Origin of the sequence: Fructobacillus fructosus KCTC 3544 (genome assembly GCF_001438695.1) — a bacterium.
GTDB lineage: Bacteria > Bacillota > Bacilli > Lactobacillales > Lactobacillaceae > Fructobacillus > Fructobacillus fructosus.
The window spans coordinates 204,235-216,029 of sequence record NZ_JQBH01000001.1 but is presented as its reverse complement, the minus strand read 5'-3'; the positions used below and the strand labels follow the sequence as shown (position 1 = coordinate 216,029).

The window sequence follows — 11,795 nt, the reverse complement described above, 5'->3', positions numbered from 1 at the left end:
GTAGTTGCCGGAACGCTGGCTGCGAGGATAGGACGACGCGATGCCTGTACATATTAACAACAGTAGCACTGTATTTAGTGTTACTGTTGTTTTTTTGTTTTGTTTTGTTAGAATATAGTAAATACTTAGATTGTATCTGAAATCTTCAGAGAACAGAGGTGATCTGATGGAAATGGAACGTATTAATGACAACACTATCCGTGTGATGGTAGAAAATGATGACTTAAAAGATCGTGGAACATCCGTAAGGGATCTTTTGTCCGATCGTAGTAAGATTGAGACTTTTTTTTATAACATTCTTGCTGAGCTAGATACTGATCAAGACTTTGTTGACAATGAGAAGGTTTCTTTTCAAGTTTTACCAAATCAGAATGGTTTAGAATTATTCATTTCAAGATTGGACGATGATGATGCTTTAGGTGCCTTTTTATCGACTCTTGGTCAGGATGAAGAAAGTGTTAGCGAAAAGGCTGCGGATGATATGGCGCCAATTGATGACTTATCACTTGAGAAGAAGCAAGCCCTTCAAGAACGGGACAGGGAGTCGACTGTTTTGCCTTCTTCTTCTGTGACGGGTCGAATTGAGGTTGTGGAGCTTTCTGATTTTGAAGGTCTACTATCACTAGTTGCTTTGTTGAATGAATTTGGTGGACGCAGTTCTGTTTATCTTTATCAAGGTCGCTATTATTTATCACTCGATGCTCGTTATCTTGAAATGACAAGCAATGAGATGAATGCGTTGATGGCAACCCTTGTTGAGTACGGTCGTTTTTCAAAGCTCAGTGATTCTTTCATTGCAGAACATGGTGAGGTTTTGTTTGAGGGGAATGGTATTCATTCTTTAAACCGTATCTTTACACAGTCCTAAAAACTCTGCATAGAAGGATAAAGTTAGGTATAATGAACGTATCAATTTTTGGAGAGTTTTCATGCAAATTTTAAGCTTTATTACCTTAATTTTGACTTTTTTCCTGATTTTTTATGCAGTTTCTGCTATTTCATCGAACGTTTTAGCTCGTCGGCGAGCGACAGTTTTGAAATCTGATGCTTTTATTGAGCGTCAGCAAGCGACCCATGGCCAATTAATCGATGTTCGTGAAAAGGAACCGTTTAAACGTTCACACCTTAAAGGGGCACGGAACATGCCGGCTTTGTCTTTAGCCCAAGGAAAGTCTGGATTGCGACAAGATATTCCTGTTTTTGTTTATGGAGATACTTTGGCGAATGCATTGGGTGTCGCGAAGCGGTTACGGAAGGAAGGCTTTAATCGGTCAAATCTTTTTCTTATGGCTGGTGGTTTTCGTCAGTTTGCTGCAAAACAAAAGCGTTAAAAAAAGAATCGCTCTTGGCGATTCTTTTTGTTTGAAATATTAGAAGCGTGATTGGTGAGCAGCCTTCGAGCGACGAACTGCTTGTCGTGATACTTCTTCATACTCTTCTTCTGCCTTTTCTTGCGGGGCAATGACCGTCTTCTTGTAGCCAAAAGCCGCAGCTGTTGCGGCCAATGCTGAGCCAAGAATTCCGGCAGCTAAGCCTGTTTTAAATCCCTTTGCCATCATTTTCTCCTTTTCTACTTTGCTTCCTATTATCGTTGATTAAGCGTGTTTTGTAAACGGCTACCTGATGAAAGACTGACTGATGAATAAAATAAAAATAATCGTAATTGCTGGTCCAACTGCATCTGGAAAATCCGAACTTGCGATGGACTTAGCTGAAAAATTTAATGGGGAACTCGTGTCTGCTGATTCACTGCAGGTTTACCAGCAGTTGGATATTGGTACTGCCAAGGCAACGAGTGAAGAACTACAGCGAGTGCCACAGTACCTTATTGATTTAGTACCATATACAGCAAATTTTTCAGTAATCGATTTTGTTTCTGCGGCTGATGATGCCATTCAAAAAATAGTAAAAAAGGGGCGTCTCCCAATCATTGTCGGGGGAACCGGCTTTTACGTAAAAGCATTACTCGGCCAGCAAAGTTTTGATTACGCTGAGTCAGATTCAGACGAAGTAGCTCGTGCCATGCAGCGACCGCTTGAAGAATTAGTGGATGAATTGAAGAAGACGGCTAATTCGGAAATTTTGCAGCGAACGGATTTAAACAATAAAACAAGAGTTGTTCGAGCTTTGCAAATTACTAAGCATGGTCAAAAAAAGATGGAATCGACTCGTCCCGCTTATGATTCATTGGTTTTAGCCATTGAGTGGCCCAGGGAACTTCTTTACGAACGAATTAATACTCGTGTGCACCGGATGGTTGAAAAAGGCTTAGAAGACGAAGCAAGGCTCTTATTTGATTCTGGTGGGTTAAATCTGCAGGCCGGGCGTGGTATCGGCTATAAAGAATTTTACCCATATTTTGCGGGACAAGGTTCGTTGAAAGAAGTGATTTCAGCCATCCAACAAGATTCAAGAAGGTATGCGAAAAGGCAGTTAACTTATTGGCGGCACCAGATCGATGGCCTACAGTGGATTGATTGGCAAAACCGTCAACAAAGTGCCGAGACTAAGGTTGCTGACTTTATTAAAAAGGAGTGAAGATACGAATGGATTACGAAAAAGCACTACTTGATTTGAAAAATGGTGTTATCGATGAAATCAATGTGGAACCAACTGATTTTCCAAGATTTCAAAAGGCTTGGTCTGACTTTCCCTTTCAAAATACCGTTCGTGGCATTGCGCATCGTGCTGGAAAAGTTACGTATCAACGTGCAAAATAAGGTGTTCGTTGATGGCATTTGTGCTACAATATTAGCAAGTAAAATAAACTTAAAAAATGGCTAAGTTCGGCTTGGCTTTAATTGAGAGGCAAGATTGTGGCATTATCATTTGGACAACATAACGTCGGTATTGATTTGGGAACCAGCAACACTTTTGTGTATGTTGAAGGCAAGGGAATCGTTTTGCGTGAACCTTCCGTAGTCGCACGAAATACCGAAACAAACGAAATCATTGCCGTTGGTGAAGAAGCGCGCGCAATGTTGGGACGCACACCGGCTTCCATTGCGGCAATTCGTCCAATGCGTGACGGAGTGATTGCCGATTACGATACAACGGTCGCGATGATTTCTTATTACTTGAAGAAGGCATTGGGTGGTCGCGTTGGAAAGCCCTTTGTGACACTGGGTGTTCCAGCCAAGATTACGGCTGTGGAACGTCGTGCTGTGATTGACGCAGCGCGTGTGGCCGGGGCTCGTGATGCTTATGTACTCGAAGAGCCGTTTGCCGCTGCTATTGGTGCAGGTTTGCCGGTAATGGAACCAACTGGTTCGATGGTGGTGGATTTCGGAGCAGGGACTACGGACGTTGCCACGATTTCACTTGGAGGCATTGTTTCATCACGTTCGACTCGCTTTGCAGGTGATAAATTGAACGATGCCATTGTGTCTTATGTTCGAAACAATAACAATTTGGCAATTGGTGAAGCGACAGCTGAACGGATTAAGATTGAAGTTGGTACCGTTTCATTAGAAGAAGCCGAGACCCTACCACCTTCAACGGCTCGTGGTCGTGATTTGTTGACAGGGTTGCCAAAGACCATTGATGTGGCTGCTATTGATATTGCTCAGGCTATCCAAGATCCGATTAACGAAATCGTGAATGCAATCCGTGAAACCCTTGAATCAACGCAACCAGAAATTGCGGCTGATATTATTGATCACGGCATGGTGCTGACTGGTGGTGGTGCCCAATTAAACGGTTTGCCAGCCATGATTGAAGCGGTTACGAAGGTTTCCGTCATTGTCGCTGAGGATCCAATGGATGCCGTTGTTAAGGGTGTCGGTGAATCACTAAAGTCACTTGAAATCTTGCGTCGAAGCTAATGATAAAAAAGCGTAGCGCTTGCGCTACGCTTTTATTTTGTTGGTAAAGAAGGGAATGATAGAACATGCGTAAAATCTTTTCATCACGTACCGTTGTCCTATTGATTATCGGATTCTTGGTGGTGGTCGGCCTGATTACCGGTTCGAATTGGTTCGCAAAACGGACAAACACGCCACCTTTTTTTCAACGGGTTGTTAATGATTTGACTGGTGGGGTTGCTAAAGTCATTTCAATTCCTACCAATGCGGTGGGAAATCGGGCCAATTCGTTGGCTAATCTTTTGAATACTTTTTCAGAGAATAAAGCATTGAAGTCAAAATTGGATGGTTATGCACAGAACAAAGTAAAGTTGCAAACTGTTGAAGAAGAAAATCAATCGCTAAAAAAGCAATTGCAATTAAAAAACACACTGACTGATTATCAAACCATTTCAGCAGTGACCATTTCGCGCTCACCAACTACTTGGAATTCCCAATTAGTGATTGATAAGGGAGCGAAGTCTGGCTTGAAAAAAGGCATGCCCGTTCTGGGTGATTCCGGTATTATTGGCTTAATTACAGAGGTCAACACCGTCAATTCCAAAGTTAGTCTGATTTCAGATACTTCGGAAGATACGAATCACATTGCCATTACGGTTAAAGATTCGGCGGGGGATACGAATGGTATTCTAACGGATTATGATGCGGATAAGAAGTTGTTAGTCATGGGATCTGTGGCTAACCAAGCGACAATGAATAAGGGCGATATGGTTGTGACTTCTGGTCTTGGTGGTCTGGTGCCCGCCGGACTGCTGGTTGGTAAAATCGCCGATGTAACAACCGATTCGTATGGTTTATCAAAGAAAATTTATATTGAACCAGCATCCGACTTATCCAAAATTACGTCGGTTCTAGTTGCAAAAAGTAACGTGGAGTCTTAAATGGCAGGTTGGCAATTTTTACGATTACAATTTATTTTCCCGGTCGTTTTGTTGGTGCTGTTCCTTGTGGATGGTAATTTAGCTGCGTCCCTGGGACTTTTGATGAAGGAACCCATTCATGCAATTCCAATGTTGACTTTTACTTGGCTGTTTTACGCTATTCAGTTTGGCGTTATCGATCGTTTACCTTTTTATGTCTACGTTGTTGTCTTTGGGGTTCTATTTGATATCTTTTATACCGGTATTCTCGGCACCTACACTTTGGCCTTTCTACTGGGAACGATTGTGATGGAAAAGTTACGACCATTCTTTGATGAGCGCCTAATGTCGGGGTTGTTACTTCTCCTAATTGGACAATTAGTGTACTTGTTGGTGACGTTGTTTGCTGGGATTATGATTGGAGCAGACAACCTTACGTTGCTACCGTTTTTTGTTTATCTGGTATTACCGACTATTTTGTTTAATTTGATTCTGGCGACGATTTTTTATTTCCCTTCTTGGTCGTTATTTCAACGACTGGGCTAAACTTGCAATGTTGGTCGCTCACCGTTATAATTAAATTCAAGTTAAATCGTTGATTAGGCAGTAGCACTTGAAGACTTTTCAGGAAGCTTACGTTTATTGGAAGTAAGCAAGTTTTAAGTGTGAAACACCCCTAGGAGTGTGTTGGCGAATTTTGTAGTAGTCAGCATCGGTTGTGCCCGTTATGCACGGATGTTTTTTTAAACGTCTTGAGACAGCGCCAGTGATGGTGTTGTAGTAATGAGGTGGGACCGCGTCTATTCGCCCTCTAAGCGCTTTGCTTGGAGGGCTTTTTTTATGTTTTTATGTTGGAGATTGAGATGGAAAATGTGATGACTTTCTTACCTGGTATTCTAGCTGGGCTACAAATGACACTTGGTGTGTTCTTTATCACCATTATCGGGTCCGTTCCGCTGGGCATTTTGGCTTCTTTGGCAATGAAGTCACCATACTTTACGATTCGGTGGTTAGTGAATGGCTACATTTGGATCATGCGTGGAACGCCCCTGTTACTTCAATTGATTTTTATTTACTATGGCTTGGCCATGGTCGGCGTGTCTTTTACACGTTTTGAAGCGGCGGCCTTTGCCTTTATCATTAACTATGCTGCTTATCTGGCCGAAATTTTTCGTGGAGGACTCCAATCAATCCCTCAGGGACAGTTTGATGCGGCTAAGGTTCTGGGTTTGTCAAAGGGCCAGACTTTTTTCAAAGTTATTTTGCCACAGGTTGTTAAAATCGTTGTTCCTTCCTTTGGAAACGAAGTGGTGAACCTAGTAAAGGACACGTCGTTAATTTATGTCATTGGGTTGGGTGATATTCTTCGCGCAGGTTCCATTGCGGCTGCTCGGGACGTGACCTTAGTGCCTTACTTAATCGTTGGGGTTTTGTACCTCATCATGACGGCGGTTGTCACGATTACGCTTCGTGCAAGTGAAAAGCATTTGAATGTTTGGAGGTAAGCATGATTGAAATCAAAGGATTATCCAAGCAATATGGGGAAAAGGTTATTTTTCGTGACCTTTCATTAACTTTGAAAGATGGCGAGGTTTTGGCTATTTTAGGTCCGTCGGGTATCGGTAAAACGACACTGATTAAGACGTTAACTGGATTAGAGGCAGCACAATCTGGTGAAATTGAAATGGATGGTCAGTCCTATTCAATCTCAGAACCAGCCGTTACGTCAAAAATAGGGTTGATTTTTCAAGACTTTAACCTTTTTCCTCACCTCACTGTGCGTGATAATATTATTCTGGCTCCAATGAGCGTCAAGAAAATGAGTAAGGATGAGGCCAATCTGAAAGCGAATGATTTGTTGGCTAAACTTGGATTAACCGAGCAAGCTGATCTTTATCCTTATCAACTTTCTGGTGGGCAAAAACAGCGTGTGGGCATTGCCCGTGCTTTGGCAATGGATCCACAGGTTATCGCTTACGATGAGCCAACATCAGGATTGGATGAAAAGGCAACAGAACAGGTAGTGGCCATCATGCTATCGCTAAAAGCGGAAGGCGTCTCGCAAATTGTCGTTACCCATGACTTAACATTTGCTGAAAAGGTGGCCGATGAGACTTTCGATTTTGAAAAAGAGGTTCATCGATGATTTCAAAAAAGAAAAAAATCACAGTCAATACGATTGTGGCACTTGTTTTTTTCGCTTTAATTGCATGGGCTGTCGTAATATTGCTAAAACCTAGTAACGGTAATGTCCAAGCAAAGGAAGACCAGTGGTCGGAAATTAAGGAAAAGAAGTCCATCACCATTGGGTTAGATGACACATTTGTTCCAATGGGTTTTCGGGATAGTGCTGGTAAAATTGTTGGTTTTGATGTTGATTTGGCGGAAAAAGTCTTTTCTAACCTGGGGATTAAAGTCAATTGGCAGCCAATTGATTGGTCCATGAAGGAAACGGAATTAAATACCGGTAATATCGATGCTTTGTGGAATGGCTATACAAAAACGCCTGAGCGGGCCAAACAAGTTGCTTTTTCAACGACCTACCACCGGTCTCAATTGGCATTGGTTGTTAAAAAGAGTTCAGGGGTGAAGCACTTCTCCGATATGCAGGGGAAGGTTCTTGGTGTGCAGACCGGGTCATCAGGCGAAACAGCGTTGAACAGTCAACCCAGTGTATTGAAAAAGTATATTGCTGGTCAAAAGGCGGTAGGTTATGATACTTTCGATAAGGCATTTACCGATTTGAACGCCAACCGATTGACGGGGCTACTCGTTGATGAAGACTATGCCCGTTACTACATTAAGCAACAGGCGAACCCCAATGATTACGGGATTATGACTGGTGGTTTTGCAGTATCTGACGACGTGGTGGCCTTCCGAAAGGGTGACAATGGGCTACGTCGTGCAGTAGATCGTGAATTGGCAAAACTTGAAAAGTCTGGTTACGTTCATGAACTAGAATTGCGCTGGTTTGGGCAAAGCAGTCAGAATTTAACCTAGATTATCACTAGTAACAGTACTGAAGTCGCGTGCTAAAAGTTAGCCGCGACTTTTTTGTAAGGAGTTGTATGGCAGAGAAAATTCAAAATAAGATTGTTAATTCTTGGCATATTCATCAAGTGGAATCACACCAGTTTAATAGTAATGTCTTAATGCTTGGTTTTGTAACACCTGTCCGTTTGAAACATATCAACAGTCGTGCCTTACTCTCTTATCTCATGGCAGTACATGCAAAAAAATATCCGAACCAACAGGCTGTATCACGTCGATTAATGGCTCTTTATGGTGCGAGTTATGCTGTTCGTGTATTGACCTACGGCAATCTTGATGTTTTGTTATTTCGAATAACATTTGCAAAAGGGAGTCGATTGGGAAAGGGTGCTTTGGAATCGGAGCAAATGATTGAAGAAATCATGACTTTCATGAAGGAAATGATTTTCGGCCTCGATTTCGATTTTCTTTCAATCAATCAGCAGTTGATTGAAAATGAAAAAAAGAATTTGATTCAAGCAATTTTGGCAAGAGAAGATGACAAAGTTGCGCAGGCAATTGACCGTTCAAGAGAGTATCTTTTTTTAGACGAAGGACAACAGACTTCGATTTTAGGTGATCCAAAGCAGATTGAGCGATTAACAATCCCTGAACTCAGTGGCAGCTACCAAGAGATGCTCGAAGAGAATCAGCGGTTTCTTTTCGCACACGGCGAATGGCCTGAGGGATTAATTGAAAAAGTCGTTCGTGCTTGGCCTGCTAGCAACGCGCCTATTTCTTTTCGTGCTGCTGAACGACCAGCCCTACAAAAACCAAGCAACCAGGTCGAATCGTCGCTTAGTATTGAACAGGCAGTGGTCATTGTTCAATACGAGTTGCCTGAGGATCAGAACGGAAGCTTTGAGGTTCTCGGTGTACTAAATGCACTTTTCGGTGGTGGCCCTGCTTCTCTGCTCTTTACCGAAATTCGAGAGAAAGCATCGTTAGCGTACAATATTTCATCGCGTGCTCAGTTTAGTGTCGGCCTATTAACCTTTATCGCCGAATGTGAGCCAAAAGAAGCACAAGAACTTCTCAAAAAAATTGACGATCAGTTGCAACGAATCATTGCGGGGCAATTCACCGATGAACAGTTTTCTCAGGCCAGAAAAACGGTTTTAGGTGAACGCTTCCGGACAGCAGATGCTGTTGAAAGTCTTGCTTTAGAAAAATTTTTGCAGTTGCTTAGTAGAGAACCAGTGGATGACCAACTTTTTGAGCAAAAGCTACCCTTAGTTACCAGAAAAGAAGTGATGGCTTCAGCTAAGCAATTGAAACGGCAATCAACCTTTATTTTAACGAAGAAGGAGCAGCCTTTATGAAAAAGAATTGGCTCAGAACTGGACAAGACCCTGTCGTGTTTTTGACGCTGCAAAACGGCCTGACTGTGAATCTAATCAACAAACCAGGTTACAAACAGACGGTTGCTTCACTCACGGTCAAATTTGGTTCTCTGACGTCTACTTATCAGGATCGCAAGGGCAAAACGAAAACCATACCTGCGGGGACTGCCCATTTCTTAGAGCATAAACTGTTTGATAAACCCGAAGGCGATGTCCTAATTAAAATGGCTGACTTGGGCGCTGATGGGAATGCTTTTACATCAAATCAAGTGACCTGTTATTATCTTGCCACTCATGAAAATCTTCGTGAAAATATTGAGTTGCTGCTGGATTTTGTACAGACACCCGTTTTTTCTGAGGAATCTGTGAAGCGGGAACGGGGCATTATCGAAGAAGAAATTGCTAGCTATCAAGACGATCCCGATTCGATACTCTATCAGGGAATGTTAAGAACAGCTTACCCGAACAGCCAATTGGCAAAAGATATTGCTGGTGATGCTTTTAGCCTCCAAAAAATATCTTCTGAAGTTCTCTATGACGTTTATCATAACTATTATCGACCGGATAACATGGTGTTGACGGTTGTTGGTGATTTGAATCAAGACCAACTTTGCCAGTGGATTCAATCGAATCAGCAAGCAGGCGTGTTAACAAAAGCACGAAAAATAAGTGTTGACTTTGCCAATGGTCGACCGGTACAGGTTCGTCAAGATGAAGAAAAGCTTAATGTCAGTTTAGAAAGAATTGCTTGGCTAGGTGGACTTGAAATGCGCCCCAATCGATGTCTTGCTGAACAAGAACTACTGGCCGAATTTGTTTTGGAGCTTGTTTTTGGTGAACAAACGGATTGGTATCAGTCGTGTTATCAAGAGGGCGTTTTGGGGGATGACTTTGATTTTGAAGTTTCGATGATGCCCGGCTATGCCTACGTTTTGTTTTTTTCATCGGGTCCCCGTGCCGAGGAGCAAGAAAAAGTCATTCAGACAAGGTTGAATTTGGTTGAGCAAATTATAAGCGAAGACTTAACGGATTTTTCATTATTGAAACGAAGTTTGATTGGTGAGAAAATTCAGCAACAAGATCAGCTAACCAGCCTTGCCCTAGACGAGGATTTAGCCTTGTACGGTTTGTCACTCTTTGATAAAATGAACCTGTTGAATCAGTTAGAACAAAGGGACTTGGCAGACTATGCCAGGGTCACTTTTAAACGGAGCCAGTTGGCTCAATTTATTGTAAAGAAGCAAGATAATGGTTGAAAGTTTAACAAGTGAAGTAAGGCAAGAATTAAAAGAGGCTCGATTGGCAAAGGGATATACCTTTGAACAATTGGCAGAGCTGACAAAGATTCAGCCTAAGTTTTTAAAAGCAATTGAAGAGGACAATGAGGATGAATTGCCTAGTCCATTCTATACGCGTGCTTTCGCAAAAAAGTTTGCCAAAGCCGTTGGTTTAAATCCTGACGACTTATTTGATGAGGTAGCTTTTGATCCTTACGTTTCGTCAGATTTGTCCTACGCTCACCGTGATGATGATGGTGTTGTTCGCGCGGGAATGGGCACAAGTGAAACGGCTAAGAACCGTTTTCGTGGATGGATTCCAAAGATTTGGATGGCCATCCTCGCTTTGGTTGTGCTGGCTGTTATCTGGTTTGCGATGACGAGGATGAATCAAAGTAATAACAGTTCTTCTGATGATACGGTACATGTTTCATCATCTTCGGTACCACAGTCGTCATCTGTTTCCTCTTCATCGGCTAACTCATTAAAGCTGGAGAATCCCCAGACTGACACAACGAATAAAAAGACTACTTATAACATTGCGAATTCATTAGCTCAGGATCACAAGTTAGTGGCTAAGGGACAAAATGGCGATACCACGTTGAAAGTGACGGACGGCACGGGTAAAGTGCTTTTCAACAAGACAGTGGCAAAGGATGCAGAAGAAACGATTGATCTCCCTGCCAATACGGCGACCGTGACGGTCTTGGTTGGTCAGGTTAGTCATGTTTCGTTAACTTTGAATAATAATCATGTGGATGTACCAAGCTTACCAACTGGTGCAACGACTTGGTCCGTTATGTTGAATTTTAGTAAGTGAGGGTTTAAAAAGTGAATTTACCTAATAAATTAACAGTGTTTCGGATTATTTTAATTCCAGTTTTTGTTCTGCTCCTTTCATGGCCAGGACAAGATGCGACGGTTTTGTTCGGTAATCCAAGCCTGAACTGGGTAATGGCAGCGATTGTCTTTGCTGTCGCTTGCTTAACTGACTTTTTAGATGGACAAATTGCTCGTCGGCGTCATCTCGTGACTAATTTTGGAAAGTTTTTCGATCCACTGGCTGACAAGTTGCTTGTGATGACCGCCTTGATTTACTTAACGGCTTTTGGCGATGTTCCAGCATGGGTTACAACGGTGATTGTGATTCGCGAGCTGGCAGTAACGGGATTACGTACGTTAGTCGTTGAAAACAATGGCACCGTACTTGCAGCAGCTTGGCCAGGCAAAATTAAGACTTTCTCCCAGATGTTTGCTATTTTCTTCCTCTATTTGAAGGATTGGCCGTTCTCGTTGGTCGGTTTACCGTTTGGTGAAGGTCTTCTCTACATTGCCGTTTTCTTTACGATTTATTCCGGCATTGATTATTTTTGGCAAAACCGTTCCGTTTTTGCTGACGGATTATAAGCGCTTTAGGCGCTT

The 11,795-nt window shown here is 42.4% G+C and carries 15 protein-coding genes and 1 other annotated feature; of the genes, 14 read left to right on the top strand and 1 reads right to left on the bottom strand.

The features are described 5' to 3' along the window. Positions 1-172 precede the first annotated feature (172 nt). A complete protein-coding gene (locus tag IV71_RS01065; protein ID WP_158534678.1) occupies positions 173-868 on the top strand; it encodes an adaptor protein MecA in 696 nt (231 codons plus the stop codon). Positions 869-929: 61 nt separating this feature from the next. Beyond that, positions 930-1,331: a rhodanese-like domain-containing protein gene (locus IV71_RS01060; protein ID WP_010691640.1), complete on the top strand. Its 402-nt coding sequence runs from the start codon at positions 930-932 to the stop codon at positions 1,329-1,331. Between the two features lie 39 nt (positions 1,332-1,370). Here the strand turns inward: IV71_RS01060 and IV71_RS01055 are convergent, their stop codons facing one another. Next, positions 1,371-1,556 carry a DUF3042 family protein gene (locus IV71_RS01055; RefSeq protein WP_010691639.1) on the bottom strand — a complete coding sequence of 62 codons (186 nt, stop codon included), beginning with the start codon at positions 1,554-1,556 and terminating at the stop codon, positions 1,371-1,373. 82 nt (positions 1,557-1,638) lie between these two features. On the opposite strand from IV71_RS01055, the gene miaA reads away from it, so the two are divergent. From miaA to pgsA, 12 genes are all read left to right on the top strand, one after another. Beyond that, positions 1,639-2,538 carry a tRNA (adenosine(37)-N6)-dimethylallyltransferase MiaA gene (gene miaA, locus IV71_RS01050; RefSeq protein WP_010691638.1) on the top strand — a complete coding sequence of 300 codons (900 nt, stop codon included), beginning with the start codon at positions 1,639-1,641 and terminating at the stop codon, positions 2,536-2,538. Positions 2,539-2,546: 8 nt separating this feature from the next. Next, the gene (locus IV71_RS08205) at positions 2,547-2,720 is read left to right on the top strand and encodes a hypothetical protein (protein WP_010691637.1); all 174 of its coding nucleotides are present in this window, start codon (positions 2,547-2,549) and stop codon (positions 2,718-2,720) included. A 96-nt stretch (positions 2,721-2,816) separates the two neighbouring features. Next, on the top strand, positions 2,817-3,824 hold the full coding sequence (locus tag IV71_RS01045) for a rod shape-determining protein (protein WP_010691636.1): 1,008 nt from the start codon (positions 2,817-2,819) through the stop codon (positions 3,822-3,824). A 65-nt stretch (positions 3,825-3,889) separates the two neighbouring features. After that, complete coding sequence (gene mreC, locus IV71_RS01040) at positions 3,890-4,744, top strand: rod shape-determining protein MreC (protein ID WP_010691635.1); 855 nt, start codon at positions 3,890-3,892, stop codon at positions 4,742-4,744. After that, on the top strand, positions 4,745-5,269 hold the full coding sequence (mreD, locus tag IV71_RS01035) for a rod shape-determining protein MreD (protein WP_010691634.1): 525 nt from the start codon (positions 4,745-4,747) through the stop codon (positions 5,267-5,269). A gap of 40 nt (positions 5,270-5,309) precedes the next feature. Next, positions 5,310-5,538, top strand: a binding site (T-box leader). A gap of 48 nt (positions 5,539-5,586) precedes the next feature. Then, entirely contained in the window at positions 5,587-6,228 is a 642-nt protein-coding gene (locus IV71_RS01030; protein WP_010691633.1) for an amino acid ABC transporter permease, read from the top strand. Between the two features lie 2 nt (positions 6,229-6,230). After that, complete coding sequence (locus IV71_RS01025) at positions 6,231-6,869, top strand: amino acid ABC transporter ATP-binding protein (protein WP_010691632.1); 639 nt, start codon at positions 6,231-6,233, stop codon at positions 6,867-6,869. Next, complete coding sequence (locus tag IV71_RS01020; protein WP_056994988.1) at positions 6,866-7,723, top strand: amino acid ABC transporter substrate-binding protein; 858 nt, start codon at positions 6,866-6,868, stop codon at positions 7,721-7,723. The genes IV71_RS01025 and IV71_RS01020 overlap by 4 nt, the downstream gene beginning before the upstream one ends. A 68-nt stretch (positions 7,724-7,791) precedes the next feature. Next, positions 7,792-9,075, top strand: a complete 1,284-nt coding sequence (locus IV71_RS01015) for a M16 family metallopeptidase (protein WP_010691630.1) — start codon at positions 7,792-7,794, stop codon at positions 9,073-9,075. Further along, positions 9,072-10,352 (top strand): EF-P 5-aminopentanol modification-associated protein YfmH, encoded by a 1,281-nt coding sequence (gene yfmH, locus IV71_RS01010; RefSeq protein ID WP_010691629.1) that lies wholly within the window; start codon positions 9,072-9,074, stop codon positions 10,350-10,352. The genes IV71_RS01015 and yfmH overlap by 4 nt, the downstream gene beginning before the upstream one ends. Continuing rightward, complete coding sequence (locus tag IV71_RS01005) at positions 10,345-11,193, top strand: helix-turn-helix domain-containing protein (RefSeq protein ID WP_010691628.1); 849 nt, start codon at positions 10,345-10,347, stop codon at positions 11,191-11,193. Before yfmH ends, IV71_RS01005 begins: the two co-directional genes overlap by 8 nt. Before the next feature lie 11 nt (positions 11,194-11,204). Next, positions 11,205-11,780 carry a CDP-diacylglycerol--glycerol-3-phosphate 3-phosphatidyltransferase gene (gene pgsA, locus IV71_RS01000; RefSeq protein WP_010691627.1) on the top strand — a complete coding sequence of 192 codons (576 nt, stop codon included), beginning with the start codon at positions 11,205-11,207 and terminating at the stop codon, positions 11,778-11,780. Positions 11,781-11,795: the final 15 nt, after the last annotated feature.

Excerpts from the sequence above, each read along its gene's own strand:
- IV71_RS08205 (WP_010691637.1), top strand. The coding sequence starts at position 2,547 with ATGGATTACGAAAAAGCACTACTTGATTTGAAAAATGGTGTTATCGAT.
- mreC (WP_010691635.1), top strand. The coding sequence starts at position 3,890 with ATGCGTAAAATCTTTTCATCACGTACCGTTGTCCTATTGATTATCGGA.
- IV71_RS01015 (WP_010691630.1), top strand. The coding sequence starts at position 7,792 with ATGGCAGAGAAAATTCAAAATAAGATTGTTAATTCTTGGCATATTCAT.
- IV71_RS01060 (WP_010691640.1), top strand. The coding sequence starts at position 930 with ATGCAAATTTTAAGCTTTATTACCTTAATTTTGACTTTTTTCCTGATT.
- IV71_RS01025 (WP_010691632.1), top strand. The coding sequence starts at position 6,231 with ATGATTGAAATCAAAGGATTATCCAAGCAATATGGGGAAAAGGTTATT.
- miaA (WP_010691638.1), top strand. The coding sequence starts at position 1,639 with ATGAATAAAATAAAAATAATCGTAATTGCTGGTCCAACTGCATCTGGA.
- IV71_RS01005 (WP_010691628.1), top strand. The coding sequence starts at position 10,345 with ATGGTTGAAAGTTTAACAAGTGAAGTAAGGCAAGAATTAAAAGAGGCT.
- IV71_RS01055 (WP_010691639.1), bottom strand. The coding sequence starts at position 1,556 with ATGGCAAAGGGATTTAAAACAGGCTTAGCTGCCGGAATTCTTGGCTCA.
- IV71_RS01065 (WP_158534678.1), top strand. The coding sequence starts at position 173 with ATGGAACGTATTAATGACAACACTATCCGTGTGATGGTAGAAAATGAT.
- IV71_RS01030 (WP_010691633.1), top strand. The coding sequence starts at position 5,587 with ATGGAAAATGTGATGACTTTCTTACCTGGTATTCTAGCTGGGCTACAA.
- IV71_RS01020 (WP_056994988.1), top strand. The coding sequence starts at position 6,866 with ATGATTTCAAAAAAGAAAAAAATCACAGTCAATACGATTGTGGCACTT.
- mreD (WP_010691634.1), top strand. The coding sequence starts at position 4,745 with ATGGCAGGTTGGCAATTTTTACGATTACAATTTATTTTCCCGGTCGTT.
- yfmH (WP_010691629.1), top strand. The coding sequence starts at position 9,072 with ATGAAAAAGAATTGGCTCAGAACTGGACAAGACCCTGTCGTGTTTTTG.